A 15,847-nucleotide genomic window follows, 5' to 3' on the forward strand; every position below is an offset into this window, starting at 1 on the left:
GCTACGTAGGGCGGGTGCAACCCGCCACATGCATGGCCCGGGAATGGCGGGTTGCACCCGCCCTACCGCAAGCCTTACACCGCCTCCAGCTTCGCATACCCCAACATCAGCCACTTGCTGCCTTCGCTGTCGAAGTTCACCTGCACCCGTGCCTGGGCGCCGGAGCCTTCGAAGTTGAGGATCACGCCGTCGCCGAACAGCGGGTGGCGCACCGACTGGCCGAGGTTGAACGGCGTATCCGGCACGCTGGCGCCGCCGAACAGGCTGCTGCTGCGCTGGCCGCCGCCGAGCGGGCGGCTCACCGAGTTGGACAGGCGCACTTCCTGGATCAGCCCCGGCGGGATTTCGCGGACGAAGCGCGACACCTTGTTGTAGGTCTCGCTGCCATACAGCCGGCGGGTTTCCGCGTAGGTCATGACCAGCCGCTGCATGGCGCGGGTGATGCCGACGTAGGCCAGGCGGCGTTCCTCTTCCAGGCGGCCGGGTTCTTCCAGGCTCATCTTGTGCGGGAACAGGCCTTCCTCCATGCCGGCGAGGAACACCAGCGGGAACTCCAGGCCCTTGGCGCTGTGCAGGGTCATCAGCTGGATGCTGTCCTCGAAGGCGTCGGCCTGGGTGTCGCCGGACTCCAGCGCGGTGTGGTCGAGGAAGGCCACCAGCGGCGGCACGTCCTCATCCTCCGGACTCTCGAAGGCGCGGGCGGCGCTGACCAGTTCCTCCAGGTTCTCCACCCGTGCCTGGCCTTTCTCGCCCTTTTCTTCCTTGTGATAGGTGATCAGCCCGGACTGCTCGATGACGGTCTGGGTCATCAGGTGCAGCGGCATTTCCTCGACCTTCTGCGCCAGCAGGTCGATGGTTTCGAGGAAGCCCTGCAGGGCGCTGGCGGCGCGGCCGGCCACGGCTTTCGCGGCGATCACGTCGTTGATCGCACGCCACATCGAGGTGCCGTTCAGGCGCGCGGCGTTGCGGATCGCCTCGACGGTCTTCTCGCCGATGCCGCGCGGCGGCACGTTGACCACCCGCTCCAGCGCTGCGTCGTCGTCGCGCAGGCGGATCAGGCGCAGGTAGGCCAGGGCGTTCTTGATTTCGGCGCGTTCGAAGAAGCGCTGGCCGCCGTAGATGCGGTAGGGAATCTTCTCGCGCAGCAGCGCCTCTTCCAGCACCCGCGACTGGGCGTTGGAGCGGTAGAGGATGGCGATCTCGCTGCGCTTGAGGCCGTCCTTGCGCAGGGCGTCCTCGATGGTCTCGACGATGTAGCGCGCCTCGTCGTGCTCGTTGAAGCCGGAGTACAGCGTGATCGGGTCGCCGTCGGAACCGTCGGTCCACAGCTCCTTGCCGAGACGCCCCTGGTTGTTGGCGATCAGCGCGTTGGCGGCGTTGAGGATGGTGCCGGTGGAGCGGTAATTCTGCTCCAGGCGGATGTCCTCGGTGTTGGCGAAATCGTCGGAGAAGCGCTGGATGTTCTCGATCTTCGCCCCGCGCCAGCCGTAGATCGACTGGTCGTCGTCGCCCACCACCATCAGGCTCTCGCCACCCTTGGCGATGAAGCGCAGCCAGGCGTACTGCACGGCGTTGGTGTCCTGGAACTCGTCCACCAGCACGTGACGGAAGCGCCGCTGGTAGTGCTCCAGCAGGCTCGGGCGGTCGCGCCAGAGTTCCAGCGAGCGCAGCAGCAGTTCGGCGAAGTCGACCACGCCGGCGCGCTGGCAGGCGGCCTCGTAGGCTTCGTAGATCTTCAGGTTGGTGGCGAGGAACAGGTCGCCGCCGGCCTGGATGTTCTGCGGGCGCAGGCCCTCGTCCTTCTGGCTGTTGATGAACCACTGCGCCTGGCGCGGCGGCCAGCGCTGCTCGTCCAGCCCCAGCTCGCGGATCACCCGCTTGACCAGGCGCAGCTGGTCGTCGCTGTCGAGGATCTGGAAGCCCTCCGGCAACCCCGCCTCCTGCCAGTGCGCGCGCAGCAGGCGGTGGGCGAGGCCGTGGAAGGTGCCGACCCACATGCCCATCGGGTTGATCCCGAGGAGCTGCTCGATGCGCGCGCGCATCTCGGCGGCGGCCTTGTTGGTGAAGGTCACGGCCAGGATGCTGTGCGGCGAGGCGTGCTCGACCTGGATCAGCCAGGCGATGCGGTGCACCAGCACGCGGGTCTTGCCGGAGCCGGCGCCGGCAAGCACGCGCTGGCGCCCCAGCGGCGCGGCGACGGCCTGGCGCTGGGGATCGTTGAGGGAGTTCAGCAGGAGGGAGAGATCGTCATTCATGGGCGGCATTCTACCGGGGGGCGGAAAACCCCGGCAAACCGGTCCGCCATCCGGCGCGGACGCTCCGGCGACATTCGGCAGCGGAGCGAAGCACGCACTTTGCCGCCTGCGCAGGCTAAGATCGTTTTCCATGAGCCCGATATACGGCGGCATCACTGGACAAGGAAACGCCATGCGTCTGTACGGACTACCCCTTCTGGCCCTGCTGATCGGCAGCTTCGGCGTGCAGGATGCGCGCGCGAGCAGCGACGACGCCTGCTACCCGACCTGGAACCTCAAGCGCGATACGCTGGATATCTGCAACAGCCTGCCGTTCCTCAGCCCGGGCAACGACAGCCGGGTCAACCTGCAACTGCTGCTGGCCGACGCCGGACAGGCATCGCTTGACGGACATCCGCTGCCCGAAGACGAAAAGCAGGTGGGCTACGGGCTGGTGCCGTTCCCGCTGTCCCGCCTGTTCGACAGCGTGCCGGCGGAGGAAACCGCCGTTGCCCCGAGCGCCGATGCGGCACTGGCGGAACTGGTGGCGCGCCTCGGTTTGCCGGCCGACGCCATTCCGGCTGCCGGCGAGAGCTTCGCCAGCGGCGAGGGCAGCCGTTGCCGCAGCAACAACACGGCGACCGCCCGCGAGTTCCTCGGCCAGTTGCTGCTCACCGCCGATTTGCCGGCCAGCGAGCGGCAGGCGCTGGCGCGCGGCCGCCTGGCGCTGCTGCAGGGTTGCCAGTGGGACGAGGCGCAGCTCGCCGGAATGCTGCCGGGCGACATCAGCTCCGCCGCGGGACGCGACTTCGCCGGCTATCTGCGCGGCGTGGCGGCTTTCTACAGCGGTCATTTCGCCGAGGCGCTGCAGGCCTTCCGCGCCCTGCAGGACAGCAAGCAGGCCTGGCTGCAGGAAACCGCGCGCTACATGCTCGGCCGCAACCAGCTCAACGCCGCACAACAGCATGCCTTCGACGACATGGGCTATCCCGACCTGCGCAAGGTCGACAAGGCGCCGCTGAAGTCCGCCGAAGAAGCCTTCGATGCCTACCTGAAACGTTATCCACAGGGACGCTACGCGGCATCGGCCAAGGGCCTGCAGCGGCGCATCTACTGGCTGATGAGCGACCAGCAGCGGCTGGCCGGCGAGTATGCCGGGCTGTTTGCCAGTAAGGATGCGGCGCCGCGCGGCGAGCTGATCCAGGAGGTCGACAACAAGCTGCTGACCACCGCCCACCCGGCGGACGTGCGCGATCCGCACCTGCTGGCGGTGCTCGACCTGATGCAGATGCGTCACCACGAGCCGAACGAGGAACGCGCCCTGGATTCAGCCGCTCTGCAGCGGCAGAAGACGCTGTTCTCCGCGCGTCCGGCGCTGCACGACTACCTGCTGGCGGCCTGGGCCTTCTACGTCTCGGAAGACCCCGCAGCGACCCTGCGCCTGCTGCCGCAGGACGTGCCGGACAAGCTCGACTACCTCGCCTTCAGCCAGCAGACCCTGCGCGGCTTCGCCCTGGAAGCCGGCAACGACTGGCTCGGAGCCGAGAAGCTCTATCTGCAACTGCTGCCCAAGGCCCAGTTGCCGCTGCAGCGCGAGCAGCTGGAACTGGCGCTGGCCTTCAACTACGAGCGCAGCGATCGGCTGGTGAAGGTCTTCGCGGCGAACTCGCCGGTGAGCACTCCGGCCATCCGCGAAATCCTCCTGCGCCATATCGCCGGTCCGGACCTGCTGCGCCTCCAGGTGGCGGCGCCGGCGATACCCGCCGAGGAGCGCGACGCCGCGCTGTTCACCCTGCTGTACAAGGACCTGCTGCGCGGGCACTACCAGAACTTCATCGACGATCTCGCCCTGCTGCCCACCGAGCCATCTGACAAGCCGCTGACCGCGAGCATCGGCTACCTGTACGGCAACGGCATGCCGCTCACCCTGTTCCAGTGGCCGGGCGGCAAGGGCACCTCGGGCTACGACTGCCCGCCGATCCGCGACGTGGCGCTGGCCATGCAGCAGGACCCGCAGCCGCCGCAGGCGCTGAACTGCCTCGGCGAATTCATCCTGCGCAACGGCCTCGACGGCTTCCCCCTCGACCGCCAGCCCGGCGAGCGCGAGCTGGGCGGCAGCGCCTCGCTGTTCGAAGGCCCGCTGTATTCGCGGCTGGACGGCTACCTGAAGGTCATCGGCGACGCCAATGCGGCGGACGATGACCGCGCCTATGCGCTGTACCGGGCGATCAACTGCTACGCGCCGAGCGGCTACAACGGCTGCGGCAGCCAGGACATCCCGCCGAACCAGCGCAAGCAGTGGTTCCGCACCCTCAAGTCGAAATATGCCGCGACGCCCTGGGCGAAGTCGCTGAAGTACTACTGGTAGGCGCGATGCGCTGGCTGCTGGCGTTGTGGCTGCTGCATGGCGCGGCGGCGCAGGCGGATACGGTACGCGCGGAGGACTACGACGCCTTCTGGCTGTGGAGCGGCGTGGCCGCGCAACCGGTGCTGGCGCAGGCGCGCAGCCTCTATGTATTGCAGGGGCAGATCAGCGCGAGCCGGCATGGCGGGGTGCGGCTGATCGCCCAGGGCATCGCCATTCCCCGGCTCACCCGGGGCGAGGTGTGGGTGGTCTATCGGGCGCACACCCTGCGCTGGAGCGAAGATATCCACAGGACCCTGCTGGCCCAGCTGCGGCGCTGGCGCCGGGCAGGGAATCCGGTGGTCGGTGTGCAGATCGACTTCGATGCGCGTACGCGATACCTCGGCGAATATGCCGCCTTCCTCCGCGACTTTCGGCAAAAGCTGCCGCCTGATTACAAACTGAGCATCACCGGCCTGCTCGACTGGAGCAGCAACGCCGAGCCGGAGGCGATCAACCAGCTCAGGGGCGTGGTCGACGAGGTGGTGGTGCAGACCTACCAGGGCCGCCACAGCATCCCCGACTACGCCGCCTACCTGCCACGGGTGAGCCGCCTGCAGCTGCCGTTCCGCATCGGCCTGGCGCAGTACGGCCAATGGCAGGCACCGGACTACCTGGCGCGCAGCCCGTGGTTCCGGGGGTATGTGGTGTTTCTGCAGAACCCCGCGCGCCCGTAGGTTGGCGCTGAGCGAAGCGAAGCCCAACATCTGCTGAGCCTGGCACCGTTGGGCTTCACTGCGTTCAGCACCAACCTGCGCCATCACCCTATGGTTCCCACGCCCCTCTAAGCCTTGAAGAACGGCTGGCGCGTATCGCCGCCGGCGAGATTGCGCATCAGCAGGGCGTATTGCAGGTCGAGGCCATCCGGCAGCGGCAGCCAGACTACATGGCCGTCGCCCGGCGCGCAGGCGATGGCTTCGCCGCGGGCGTTTTCCAGTGCCTCGACACGCAGGATGAGGTTGCCGCCCGGGGTCATCACCTCGACGCTGTCGCCGACCTCGAAGCGGTTCTTCACCCGCACCTCGGCCAGCCCGTTGCGCCGCTCGCCGGTGAATTCGCCGACGAACTGCTGGCGCTCCGAAACCGAGTTGCCACGCTGGTAGTTCTGGTACTCGTCGTGCACATGGCGGCGCAGGAAGCCTTCCGTGTAGCCGCGGTGGGCGAGGGATTCCAGGGTGTCCATCAGCGTGCGGTCGAAAGGCCGGCCGGCGGCGGCATCGTCGATGGCCTTGCGATACGCCTGGGCGGTGCGTGCCACGTAGTAGTGCGACTTGGTCCGCCCCTCGATCTTCAGCGAATGCACGCCGATCTGCGTCAAACGCTCGACATGCTGCACGGCGCGCAGGTCCCTGGAGTTCATGATGTAGGTGCCGTGCTCGTCCTCGAAGGCGGCGAGCAGTTCGCCGGGACGGCTGCTGTCCTCCAGCATCAGCGCCTCGCTGGTCGGTGCGCCGATGCCAAGGGTCGGGACGATCTGGCCCAGTTCGTCCTCGCGGGCGGCGTGGGTCTGGTACTGCCAGCGGCAGGCGTTGGTGCAGGTGCCCTGGTTGGGGTCGCGGCGGTTGATGTAGCCGGACAGCAGGCAGCGGCCGGAGTAGGCCATGCACAGCGCGCCGTGGACGAACACCTCCAGCTCCATGCCCGGCACCCGTTCGCGGATTTCGCTGATCTCTTCCAGCGACAGCTCGCGGGACAGGATCACCCGGCTCAGGCCCTGCTGGCGCCAGAACTCCACGCTGGCCCAGTTCACGGCATTGGCCTGTACCGACAGGTGGATGGCGACTTCCGGGAAATGCTGGCGAACCAGCATGATCAGGCCGGGATCGGACATGATCAGCGCATCCGGGCCCATCGCCAGCACCGGTTCCAGGTCGCTGAGGAAGGTCTTCAGCTTGGCGTTGTGCGGGGCGATGTTCACCACCACGTAGAGCTGCTTGCCCAGGGCGTGGGCTTCGGCGATGCCGGTGGCGAGGTTGGCGTGGTCGAATTCGTTGTTGCGCACCCGCAGGCTGTAGCGCGGCTGGCCGGCATAGACGGCGTCGGCGCCATAGGCGAAGGCGTGGCGCAGGCTTTTCAGCGAGCCGGCGGGGGAGAGCAGTTCGGGTTTGAAGTGGGACATGGCTGAGCGGGCTGTGGGAAAAATGCCGGACTCTAGCTGTCATACGTTGGGGAGGTAGTGAGTCGGGTCAATGCCAAGCCATTCCGGCCTACACGGACCTTGTAGGAGCCAGCTTGCTGGCGATCCGAGGTCACCGGCAACTGCTGAATGGCCGGTAAGGCTGATCGCCAGCAAGCTGGCTCCTACAAAAAGCAAAAAAAAGCCGGACTCATCCCGGAACGTAGGGTGGACAACGCGAAGCTTGTCCACCTTTTCTCATCGACGCTCCCGCGTCGATTGGGACGCGGAGCGTCCCCGGATGGGTTCCCACGCGGGAGCGTGGGAGCCATGGAACGTTGGGCTTCGCAAGCTCAGCGCCAACCTACGTCATTCCATCCACTTCCGGCCCTGCCGCTCCAGCAGCATCTGCGCCTGCTCCGGTCCGTTGCTTCCGGCGGCGTAGGGGCGCGGGCTCTGGTAGTGCTCGCGCCAGCCGGCGAGGATCGGGTCGACCCAGCGCCAGGCGGCTTCCACCTCGTCGCGGCGCATGAACAGCGTCGAGTCGCCCTCGATCACGTCCAGCAGCAGGCGCTCGTAGGCGTCCCAGCGGCGCTTGTGGCCGCTGAAGGCCTGGGCCAGGTTGAGGTCCAGCTCCACCGGCTCCAGCAGCATGCCCTTGCCGGGCGTCTTGGCCATCAGTTGCAGGCTGATGCCTTCCTCCGGCTGCAGTCTTATCCACAGGCGGTTGGCCGGGCCGCCGCTGCCGTCGATCAACGGGTGCGGCACCGGCTTGAACTGGATGACGATCTCCGAGCACTTCTTCGCCATGCGCTTGCCGGTGCGCAGGTAGAACGGCACGCCGGCCCAGCGCCAGTTGTCGATATGCACCTGAACGGCGACGAAGGTCTCGGTATCGCTGTCGTTGTCGACATGTTTCTCGAACCAGTAGGCCGGCACCTCCTGCCCGCCGATGCGCCCGGCGGCGTACTGGCCGCGCACGGTCTTGTCCTGCACGTCCTGCCCGGCGATCGGCCGCAGCGCCTGCAGCACCTTGAGCTTCTCGTTGCGCACCGCCTCGGCGTCGTAGTGCACCGGTGGTTCCATGGCCACCAGGCAGAGCAGCTGCAGCAGGTGGTTCTGCACCATGTCGCGCATCGCCCCGGCCTGGTCGTAGTAGGCGCCACGGTTCTCCACGCCGAGGGTTTCGTTGACGCTGATCTGCACGTGCTCGATATGCCCGGCGCGCCACAGCGGTTCGAACAGGGCGTTGGCGAAGCGCAGCGCCATCAGGTTCTGCACGGTCTCCTTGCCGAGGTAGTGGTCGATGCGGAACACCCGCGATTCGTCGAACACCTGGCCGATCGCCTGGTTGATCGCCCGTGCGGAGTCCAGCGAGTGGCCGAGCGGCTTTTCCAGCACGATGCGGGTTTCCGGACCGGCCAGGCCGGCGATGGAAAGGTTCTGCGCGATGGGTGCGAACAGTGCCGGCGCGGTCGCCAGGTAGTGCACCAGCACGCGTCCTTCACTGCTCTTCAGTGCGCGTCGCAGGCGGCCGAAGTCGGCGCTCTGGCTGGCATCCATGGCGAAGTAGGTGAGGCGGGCGGCGAAACTGCGCCAGCTTTCCGTGGAGAAATCGCTGCGCGCCACCTGCGCCCGGCAATGGCGTTCGGCCAGGGCGAGGAAGGCGCCGTTCTCCAGGTCGCGCCGGGCCAGGGCGAAGATCCGCGTATCGGCCGGCAGGCGCTCCTCGCGATGCAGGTGGTAGAGCGCCGGCAGCAGCTTGTGCAGGGCCAGATCGCCGGTGCCGCCGAACACCAGGATGTCGCAGGAACGCGGTAGTTTGGGGCTGTACTGGCTGGTCAATGCTGGCTCCGTCACGGATTCTCTGGGCGCGAGGGGCTGTTTTGTAGTATAACTACAAGCCGACTACATCCCTTTCGCCGATCATAGACGAGTCCAGCCAGTGAATCTGTTGCAGCACATTGCCCAGTCCCGTCATCTGCTTCGCAAGTCGGAGCTCAAGGTCGCCGATCATGTGCTGCAGGACCCCACTTCGGTCATGCACAGCTCCATGGCCGACCTCGCCCACGGCGTCGGTGTCAGCGAGCCGACCATCGTGCGCTTTTGCCGGGCCATCGGCTGCAGCGGTTTTCAGGACCTCAAGCTGAAGCTGGCGCAGAGCCTCGCCGCCGGCGCCAGCTTCGGCCAGTTCTCGATCAATGAAAGCGACTCGGTGGCGGACTTCAGCCTGAAGATCTTCGACACCACCCTGCATTCGCTGATGGAAGTGCGCGAGAACCTCGACACCCAGGCGCTGGAGCGCGCCATCGCCGCCATCGCCCATGCGCAGCGCGTCGAGTTCTACGGCTTCGGCGCTTCCGGCGCGGTGGCGGCGGATGCCCAGCACAAGTTCTTCCGCCTGCTGCTGTCGGCCGCGGCCTATTCCGATCCGCACATGCAGGCGATGTCGGCGGTGACCCTGAAGCCGTCCGACGTGGCGATCTGCATCTCGCAGTCCGGCCGCTCCAAGGACCTGCTGGTGACCGCCAACCTGGTCCGCGAAGCCGGCGCCACCCTGATCACCCTCTGCCCGAGCCAGACCCCGCTGGCCGACCTGGCGACGGTCAACCTGGCCGTCGACGTGCACGAGGACACCGACATCTACACCCCGCTGACCTCGCGCATCGCCCACCTGGTGGTGATCGACGTGCTGGCGATGGGCGTGGCCATGGCCCGCGGCCCGGATCTGGTCAACCACCTGAAGAGCGTCAAACGCAGCCTGCGCAGCCTGCGTCTGTCGCCGAAGGTGGTGAAGAGCCACGAAGAGCCGCGCCCCGACGAGACGCACTGAATATAGGTTGGGCCGGGCCGCGTAGGTTGAGCCTGCGAAGCCCAACATTGCCATGCCGGGCCCATGTTGGGCTTCACTGCGTTCAGCGCCAACCTACGCCGAGTCGGCAACGCAAAAGCTTCGCGAGCAGAGCTCGCTCCTACAGGTGTGTGCCTGTGCCGCGGAATTCGCATCGTGCGCACGGCGCGCTCCTGCAAGAGCGCCACGTCCCGCACTCTTCATCTTCCCGCCGTCAAGCGGTCATCATGGATCATCGGTTTTTCGCTGCGGTATTCGTGCTTTTCTGAAGGAGGCATCAATGGACCAGGTGCAATTCTGGAGGCTGATCGACGAGGCACGTGCACGCGCCGCATCGCCCTATGACGTCGCCGATCAGCTTGTGGAGATGCTGTCGCTGCGCGACGAGCGCGAGATCATGCAGTGGGATCAGATTTTCCGGGAGTACCAGCATCTCTCCTGCAAGAACAAGTTGTGGGCGGCGGCCTACGTGATCAACGGCGGTTGCAGCGACGATGGCTTCGATTACTTCCGTGGCTGGCTGACGGCGCAAGGCAAGCGCGTGTTTCTCGATGCCCTGGCCGACCCCGACAGCTTGGTCGCTGTCGAGGTCGAAGCTGACGATGCATTCGACCAGGAAATGCTGGCGGTTGGCTACTCGGCCTATTTCAGGAAGCTCGGCATGTTGGAGCGCGACTACGACAAGGCAGCCGCAGCCCGTGCGGCCCATCCGCTGGACGAGCGGGTGAAGGCGGCGATGCTGGCCGAGATCCGCTATTCGGAGGACATCGATTGCGAGTGGGCCGAGGACGACCTGGAGTCCCTCGTGCCGCGGCTCTGTGAGAAGTTCTACTGAGGCATCGTCAAACCGTCATCTTCCAGGGCCACTCTGGCCTCTCCAGCCCTTCGGCCATGGGAGATGCGAGATGCAACGCCATATCGACGACACCCAGCAACTGGACAGCAAGACCCGCCGCAAGCTCGAAGACCAGCGGCGCATGCAGTTCCGCCGCGCCATCGAGGAACGCCTCGAAGCCCGGCGCCTCGATCAGGAAATCGACGATTATCCCGACCTGATCGCCCTCAACTACCTGGCTTCGGCTCGCTCGGCGCGGAGAAGCGCTCGGCCAGTTGGCTGATCATCGCGCGGCCGTCACGGATGAAGGCGACGAACGCCTGGGCCACCGGGCTCAGGCGTTTGCCGCGGGCGTGCACCAGACACCAGCTGCGGTAGAGCGGCAGTTCCTCCACCGGCAGTTCGCGCAGCAGGCCGGCGTTCAGTTCGCGGTTCACCGCATGGCGCGGCAGCAGGGCCAGGCCGAGTCCGGCGAGAACGCCCTCGCGGGAGCCTTCCAGCGAGGAAAACTCCAGAGTCTGCGGGAAATGTGCGCGCTTCTGCTGGAAATGTTCCTCGATCGCCTTGCGCGTGCCCGATCCCGGCTCGCGGATCAGCAGCGGCCAGGGTTCCAGATCCTTCAATGACAGCTTGGCGGCCGAACACAGCGGGTGATCCGGCGGCGCCACGGCGATGATCGGGTTGTTGAGGAACGGCAGGAACTCCAGCGCCATGTCCTGCGGCACCAGGGACATGATCACCAGGTCGTCGCGATTGTCCGACAGGCGTTTGATCACCTGCGCGCGGTTGACTACCGTGAGATGCAGGTTCACTTCCGGGTGCTGTTCCTGGAAGCGCGCGAACAGGTGCGGGGTGATGTACTTGGCGCTGGATTCCACCGCCAGGCGCAGCTGGCCCTGCAGCGAGCCCTTCAGGTCGGAGAGCTGCATGTCGAGGTTTTCCAGGCGCTGGAAGATGTCGTTGCTGGCGCGCAGCAGGGCGTCGGCGGCATCGGTCTGGTAGAGCTTCTTGCCGATGTACTCGAACAGCGGCTGGCCGACCAGCTCTTCCAACTGGCGAATCTGCAGGCTGACCGCCGGTTGGGTCAGTGCCATTTCTTCCGCTGCGCGGCTGTAGGAGCGGCTCTCGCACACCGCGCGGAATACTTGCAGCTGGCGCAATGTCATGCGCATCAACGACTTACGCACCTTTATCGACTCCAGATAACGCCCGTTTCATCAACTATAAGTCAAAATTAATGGATACCCCAATAATTATTGATTTTGGTTAATCCTCCTTCCCGCGGTAGGGTAAATCAACGCCGGAACCCTGATCCGGCCTTGCGTCCAGCCGGCCGGGAAATGCTTCCGGACCGGATTGCCGATTGGTTCAAACACCGGGCCCAGCAAACCCGGTCGAGGGAAACCCGAAGTGATCAAGAAAATCCTGATCGCCAACCGTGGGGAAATCGCTGTCCGTATCGTGCGCGCTTGCGCCGAGATGGGCATCCGCTCGGTAGCCATTTATTCCGAGGCCGACCGCCACGCCCTGCACGTCAAGCGTGCCGACGAAGCGCACAACATCGGCGCCGATCCGCTGTCCGGCTACCTGAATCCGCGCGCGCTGGTGAACCTGGCGGTGGAAACCGGCTGCGACGCACTGCACCCCGGCTACGGCTTCCTCTCCGAGAATGCCGAGCTGGCGGAAATCTGCGCCGAGCGCGGGATCAAGTTCATCGGCCCGTCCGCCGAAGTGATCCGCCGCATGGGCGACAAGACCGAGGCGCGCCGCAGCATGATCGCCGCCGGCGTGCCCTGCACCCCCGGCACCGAAGGCAACGTCGCCGACCTCGAAGAGGCACTGCGCGAAGGTGACCGCATCGGTTATCCGGTGATGCTCAAGGCCACTTCCGGTGGCGGCGGCCGCGGCATCCGTCGCTGCAACAGCCGCGAGGAACTGGAACAGGCCTACCCGCGCGTGATCTCCGAAGCCACCAAGGCCTTCGGCAGCGCGGAAGTCTTCCTCGAGAAGTGCATCATCAATCCGAAGCACATCGAGGCCCAGGTGCTGGCCGACTCCTTCGGCAACACCGTGCACCTGTTCGAGCGCGACTGCTCGATCCAGCGTCGCAACCAGAAGCTCATCGAGATCGCCCCGAGCCCGCAGCTCACCCCCGAGCAGCGCGCCTACATCGGCGACCTCTCGGTGCGCGCCGCCAAGGCGGTGGGCTACGAGAACGCCGGTACCGTGGAGTTCCTCCTTGCCGATGGCGAGGTGTACTTCATGGAGATGAACACCCGCGTGCAGGTGGAACACACCATCACCGAGGAAATCACCGGCATCGACATCGTCCGCGAGCAGATCCGCATCGCGTCCGGCCTGCCGCTGTCGGTCAAGCAGGACGACATCCAGCACCGCGGATTCGCCCTGCAGTTCCGGATCAACGCCGAGGACCCGAAGAACAACTTCCTGCCCTCGTTCGGCAAGATCACCCGTTACTACGCGCCCGGCGGCCCCGGCGTGCGTACCGATACGGCGATCTACACCGGCTACACCATTCCGCCGTACTACGACTCGATGTGCCTGAAGCTGATCGTCTGGGCACTGACCTGGGAAGAGGCGATGGACCGCGGCCTGCGCGCGCTGGACGACATGCGCCTGCAGGGCGTGAAGACCACCGCGCCGTATTACCAGGAAATCCTCAAGGACCCGGGATTCCGTACCGGCCAGTTCAACACCAGCTTCGTTGAAAGCCACCCGGAACTGACCAACTACTCGATCAAGCGCAAACCAGAAGAGCTGGCCCTGGCCATCGCTGCCGCCATCGCTGCACACGCCGGCCTGTGAGGACTATCGAATGAGCAAGAAAGTTACTATCACCGATACCATCCTGCGCGACGCCCACCAGTCGCTGCTGGCCACCCGCATGCGCACCGAGGACATGCTCCCCATCTGCGACAAGCTCGACAAGGTCGGCTACTGGTCGCTGGAAGTCTGGGGTGGCGCGACCTTCGACTCCTGCGTGCGCTTCCTCAAGGAAGACCCGTGGGAGCGTCTGCGCAAACTGAAAGCCGCGCTGCCGAACACCCGCCTGCAGATGCTGCTGCGCGGCCAGAACCTGCTCGGCTACCGCCACTACAGCGACGACGTGGTCCGTGCCTTCGTCGCCAAGGCCGCGGTCAACGGCATCGACGTGTTCCGCATCTTCGACGCGATGAACGACGTGCGTAACCTGCGCGTTTCCATCGAAGCCGTGAAGGCCGCCGGCAAGCACGCCCAGGGCACCATCTGCTACACCACCAGCCCGGTGCACACCATCGAGGCGTTCGTCGCCCAGGGTCGCGAGATGGCCAACATGGGTGTCGACTCCATCGCCATCAAGGACATGGCCGGCCTGCTGACCCCGTACGCCACCGGCGAACTGGTCAAGGCGCTGAAGGACGCGCTGCCGCTGGACGTGGTCGTGCACTCCCATGACACCGCCGGTGTCGCCAGCATGTGCCAGCTGAAAGCCATCGAGAACGGTGCCAACCGCATCGATACCGCCATCTCCAGCATGGCCTGGGGCACCAGCCACCCGGGCACCGAGTCGATGGTCGCAGCGCTGCGCGGCACCGAATTCGACACCGGCCTGGATCTGGAGCTGATCCAGGAGATCGGCCTGTACTTCTACGCCGTACGCAAGAAGTACCACCAGTTCGAAAGCGAATTTACCGGCGTCGACACCCGCGTACAGGTCAACCAGGTGCCGGGCGGGATGATTTCCAACCTCGCCAACCAGCTCAAGGAGCAGGGTGCGCTGAACCGCATGGACGAAGTCCTCGCGGAAATCCCGAAAGTGCGCGCCGACCTCGGCTACCCGCCCCTGGTTACTCCGACCTCGCAGATCGTCGGCACCCAGGCGTTCTTCAACGTGCTGGCCGGCGAGCGCTACAAGACCATCACCAACGAGGTGAAGCTGTACCTGCAGGGCCGCTACGGCAAGGCGCCGGGCGATGTGAGCGAGAAACTGCGCCGCCAGGCCATCGGCAGCGAGGACGTGATCGACGTGCGTCCGGCCGACCTGATCAAGCCGGAGCTGAACAAGCTGCGCGACGAGATCGGCGCGCTGGCCAAGTCGGAAGAAGACGTGCTGACCTACGCCATGTTCCCGGACATTGGCCGCAAGTTCCTCGAAGAACGCGCCGCCGGCACCCTGAAGCCGGAAGAGCTGCTGCCGATCCCGAGCGGCAATGGCGTCGCTGCTGCCGGTAGCGAGGGCACTCCGACCGAGTTCGTCATCGACGTGCACGGCGAGACCTACCGTGTGGACATCACCGGCGTCGGCGTGAAGGGCGAGAACAAGCGCCACTTCTACCTCTCCATCGACGGCATGCCGGAAGAAGTGGTGTTCGAGCCGCTCAACGAGTTCGTCGCCGGCGGCACCAGCAAGCGCAAGCAGGCCAGCGCACCGGGTCACGTCACCACCACCATGCCGGGCAACATCGTCGACGTGCTGGTGAAGGAAGGCGACAGCGTGAAAGCCGGCCAGGCCGTGCTGATCACCGAAGCGATGAAGATGGAAACCGAAGTGCAGGCAGGCATCGCCGGCACCGTGAAGGCCATCCACGTCGCCAAGGGTGACCGCGTCAATCCGGGCGAGATCCTGATCGAAATCGAAGGCTGAGAGCCTGCTGAGGTTCAAGTCCCTGGGGGAGCATGATGCTCCCCTTTTTTTATTCAGCCGGCTTCCTTGACCTGCGTCCGAATCGCCGGTGGCTGCGCTTTTTATATTCACGCATCGACAACAAAGGAATGACCTCGATGCGGATCGTCCCCCTGCTTCTCGCCATTCTCGCCCCCTTCGCCCTCGCCGGGGAAACGGCGCTGGAGCGCTTCAACACCGTCATGGCCGACCCCCAGCAGCGCGAGCAGGCCTACGCCGCCGGGCAGGAGCGGATCACCCTCTGCGGCCATTGCCACGGCGAGGATGGCAACAGCAAGCGCGACTACATCCCCAACCTGGCCGCGCAGAACCCGCGCTACCTGTTCAATGCCTTCGAGAAATATGCCAATGGCGAGCGCAGCGACTACGTGATGTCGCGGCTGGCGAAGACCCTGAGCCAGGAGGAGCGGGTCGACATCGCCGTCTACTTCAGCCAGCAGGAGGTGCGCCCGGTTGCCGGGGCGGTCGATGAGACCCTGCGCGGGGAGGGCGCGGTGCTGTTCCAGCAGGTCTGCGTGGCATGCCATGGACAGCAGGCGCTGGGCCTGGAAAACGCGCCGCGACTGGCCGGGCAGCCTGCCGAATATCTGCGGCGAACGCTGACGCGCTACCGCGACAAGGACCCGCGCCGCGCCGGCTCGGTCATGCTGGGCGTTGCCGGCCAGCTCGCCGATCGGCAGATCGCCGCGCTGGCCGACTATCTGCAGCAACTGCAGCCTTAGG

Annotated in this window: 12 protein-coding genes; 8 read left to right on the forward strand and 4 right to left on the reverse strand. The window is 65.9% G+C overall.

Annotated features, from left to right (window positions below; translation table 11 throughout):
- Positions 1-74: 74 nt before the first annotated feature.
- Positions 75-2,255 carry a DNA helicase II gene (gene uvrD / locus JFY56_RS12345; protein WP_208314048.1) on the reverse strand — a complete coding sequence of 727 codons (2,181 nt, stop codon included), beginning with the start codon at positions 2,253-2,255 and terminating at the stop codon, positions 75-77.
- Positions 2,256-2,427: 172 nt separating this feature from the next.
- On the opposite strand from uvrD, the gene JFY56_RS12350 reads away from it, so the two are divergent.
- Positions 2,428-4,602 (forward strand): tetratricopeptide repeat protein, encoded by a 2,175-nt coding sequence (locus tag JFY56_RS12350; protein ID WP_208314049.1) that lies wholly within the window; start codon positions 2,428-2,430, stop codon positions 4,600-4,602.
- Positions 4,603-4,607: 5 nt separating this feature from the next.
- Positions 4,608-5,315, forward strand: coding sequence for a DUF3142 domain-containing protein (locus tag JFY56_RS12355; protein ID WP_208314050.1), 708 nt, complete (start codon positions 4,608-4,610; stop codon positions 5,313-5,315).
- Between the two features lie 107 nt (positions 5,316-5,422).
- On the opposite strand, the gene trhP is transcribed toward JFY56_RS12355, so the two are convergent.
- Together trhP and zwf are read right to left on the reverse strand one after the other, a co-directional pair.
- Complete coding sequence (gene trhP, locus JFY56_RS12360) at positions 5,423-6,757, reverse strand: prephenate-dependent tRNA uridine(34) hydroxylase TrhP (RefSeq protein ID WP_208314051.1); 1,335 nt, start codon at positions 6,755-6,757, stop codon at positions 5,423-5,425.
- Positions 6,758-7,123: 366 nt separating this feature from the next.
- Positions 7,124-8,599 (reverse strand): glucose-6-phosphate dehydrogenase, encoded by a 1,476-nt coding sequence (gene zwf / locus JFY56_RS12365; protein WP_208314052.1) that lies wholly within the window; start codon positions 8,597-8,599, stop codon positions 7,124-7,126.
- A 100-nt stretch (positions 8,600-8,699) separates the two neighbouring features.
- Here zwf and hexR point away from each other — a divergent pair, with 100 nt between their 5' ends.
- From hexR to JFY56_RS12380, 3 genes are all read left to right on the forward strand, one after another.
- Positions 8,700-9,587 carry a transcriptional regulator HexR gene (gene hexR / locus JFY56_RS12370; RefSeq protein WP_208314053.1) on the forward strand — a complete coding sequence of 296 codons (888 nt, stop codon included), beginning with the start codon at positions 8,700-8,702 and terminating at the stop codon, positions 9,585-9,587.
- A 298-nt stretch (positions 9,588-9,885) separates the two neighbouring features.
- The gene (locus JFY56_RS12375) at positions 9,886-10,440 is read left to right on the forward strand and encodes a DUF4240 domain-containing protein (RefSeq protein ID WP_208314054.1); all 555 of its coding nucleotides are present in this window, start codon (positions 9,886-9,888) and stop codon (positions 10,438-10,440) included.
- 70 nt (positions 10,441-10,510) lie between these two features.
- The gene (locus JFY56_RS12380) at positions 10,511-10,723 is read left to right on the forward strand and encodes a PA3496 family putative envelope integrity protein (RefSeq protein WP_208314055.1); all 213 of its coding nucleotides are present in this window, start codon (positions 10,511-10,513) and stop codon (positions 10,721-10,723) included.
- Here JFY56_RS12380 and JFY56_RS12385 read toward each other — a convergent pair.
- A complete protein-coding gene (locus tag JFY56_RS12385) occupies positions 10,668-11,612 on the reverse strand; it encodes a LysR family transcriptional regulator (RefSeq protein WP_208314276.1) in 945 nt (314 codons plus the stop codon). The genes JFY56_RS12380 and JFY56_RS12385 overlap by 56 nt on opposite strands.
- 238 nt (positions 11,613-11,850) lie before the next feature.
- Between JFY56_RS12385 and JFY56_RS12390 the strand changes: the two genes are divergently transcribed.
- The 3 genes from JFY56_RS12390 to JFY56_RS12400 all read left to right on the forward strand — a co-directional run bounded on the left by JFY56_RS12390 (position 11,851) and on the right by JFY56_RS12400 (position 15,846).
- Positions 11,851-13,266, forward strand: a complete 1,416-nt coding sequence (locus JFY56_RS12390) for an acetyl-CoA carboxylase biotin carboxylase subunit (protein ID WP_208314056.1) — start codon at positions 11,851-11,853, stop codon at positions 13,264-13,266.
- Positions 13,267-13,276: 10 nt separating this feature from the next.
- Positions 13,277-15,085 carry a sodium-extruding oxaloacetate decarboxylase subunit alpha gene (gene oadA, locus JFY56_RS12395; protein WP_208314057.1) on the forward strand — a complete coding sequence of 603 codons (1,809 nt, stop codon included), beginning with the start codon at positions 13,277-13,279 and terminating at the stop codon, positions 15,083-15,085.
- 137 nt (positions 15,086-15,222) lie between these two features.
- Complete coding sequence (locus JFY56_RS12400; RefSeq protein WP_208314058.1) at positions 15,223-15,846, forward strand: c-type cytochrome; 624 nt, start codon at positions 15,223-15,225, stop codon at positions 15,844-15,846.
- The last annotated feature ends 1 nt before the right edge of the window (position 15,847 follow it).

This window comes from Pseudomonas schmalbachii, from assembly GCF_017589465.1.
Lineage (GTDB): Bacteria > Pseudomonadota > Gammaproteobacteria > Pseudomonadales > Pseudomonadaceae > Pseudomonas > Pseudomonas schmalbachii.

Excerpts from the sequence above, each read along its gene's own strand:
- uvrD (WP_208314048.1), bottom strand. The coding sequence starts at position 2,255 with ATGAATGACGATCTCTCCCTCCTGCTGAACTCCCTCAACGATCCCCAG.
- JFY56_RS12350 (WP_208314049.1), top strand. The coding sequence starts at position 2,428 with ATGCGTCTGTACGGACTACCCCTTCTGGCCCTGCTGATCGGCAGCTTC.
- JFY56_RS12355 (WP_208314050.1), top strand. The coding sequence starts at position 4,608 with ATGCGCTGGCTGCTGGCGTTGTGGCTGCTGCATGGCGCGGCGGCGCAG.
- trhP (WP_208314051.1), bottom strand. The coding sequence starts at position 6,757 with ATGTCCCACTTCAAACCCGAACTGCTCTCCCCCGCCGGCTCGCTGAAA.
- JFY56_RS12375 (WP_208314054.1), top strand. The coding sequence starts at position 9,886 with ATGGACCAGGTGCAATTCTGGAGGCTGATCGACGAGGCACGTGCACGC.
- JFY56_RS12380 (WP_208314055.1), top strand. The coding sequence starts at position 10,511 with ATGCAACGCCATATCGACGACACCCAGCAACTGGACAGCAAGACCCGC.
- JFY56_RS12385 (WP_208314276.1), bottom strand. The coding sequence starts at position 11,612 with ATGCGCATGACATTGCGCCAGCTGCAAGTATTCCGCGCGGTGTGCGAG.
- oadA (WP_208314057.1), top strand. The coding sequence starts at position 13,277 with ATGAGCAAGAAAGTTACTATCACCGATACCATCCTGCGCGACGCCCAC.
- JFY56_RS12400 (WP_208314058.1), top strand. The coding sequence starts at position 15,223 with ATGCGGATCGTCCCCCTGCTTCTCGCCATTCTCGCCCCCTTCGCCCTC.